Source organism: Oleiphilus sp. HI0080, assembly GCF_001635135.1.
This window is the reverse complement of sequence record NZ_LWFU01000978.1, coordinates 1-898: the sequence shown is the minus strand read 5'-3', so window position 1 is coordinate 898 and position 898 is coordinate 1. Positions and strand designations below refer to the sequence as shown.

Genomic DNA, 898 nt, shown 5'->3' with positions numbered 1-898 from the left:
TGTCATCAGAACTATCATCACGCTCTTCATGACCCTTTTTCTTGGAACGCTTCTTCGCTTTGTCTGCCTCAGACTCAGGGGCAGGGGCAACGCTTTTCGGACCAGGCTTGGCATTTTGCTTGCTGGCTGTTTCTTCTGCCACGCGCTTCGCCTCAGCTTCAGCTTTTGCTTTTTCCTCTTCTTCACGTTGCTTGGCTATCGCATCTCTACGAGCCGCATCTTCGGCCTCTTGCTTCGCTGCGATTGCATCCTGTTCAGCTTTCTGTTTCTCAAGCTCTACGCTTGCTTCTGGACGCTTAACATAGGTCCGCTTCTTACGCACCTCAACATTAACCGTCTTGGTTTTGCCCTGACCACCGCTCATCTTCAGCGTTGTTTGCGTTTTGCGCTTCAACGTAATGCGTTTCGGTTCAGAATCCGCCTCACCATGAACACGCTTTAAGTGCGCAAGAAGCTCTCGTTTTTCATCAGGTGACACAGTACCATCTGCTCCACGTGCATCGAGTCCTGCGTCAACAATTTGCTGCAGAAGACGCTCTATCGGCGCACCGATATCTTCCGCTAGCTGTTTAACTGTTACATCTGACATTACTATATTTCTCCCGACTCGACGTCTCTTAGTCTTGGCTCTCTTCAAACCATGGTGCACGAGCTGTCATGATAAGTTCACCGGCACGTTCTTCAGTCATGCCCTCCACTTCCATCAACTCATCAATTGATTGCTCTGCTAGGTCTTCCATCGTAATTACGCCGCTACTTGCAAGCGTTAGCGCCAAGTGACGATCCATTCCTTCCATATTCAACAAGTCTTCAGCCGGCTCACTTCCTTCCAGCTTCTCTTCTGTTGCTAGCGCCTGATTCAACAAGGCGTCTTTTGCACGACGACGCAACTCTTCAA

2 protein-coding genes are annotated in these 898 nt (G+C 49.8%); both read right to left on the bottom strand.

Annotated features, from left to right (window positions below):
- The coding region (locus A3751_RS18760; RefSeq protein WP_197466505.1) for a translation initiation factor IF-2 associated domain-containing protein at nt 1-589 on the bottom strand (589 nt) is incomplete at its 3' end.
- 28 nt (nt 590-617) lie between these two features.
- Nucleotides 618-898 (bottom strand): helix-hairpin-helix domain-containing protein (locus A3751_RS18755; protein WP_156492623.1); only part of this gene is annotated, 281 nt, incomplete at its 5' end.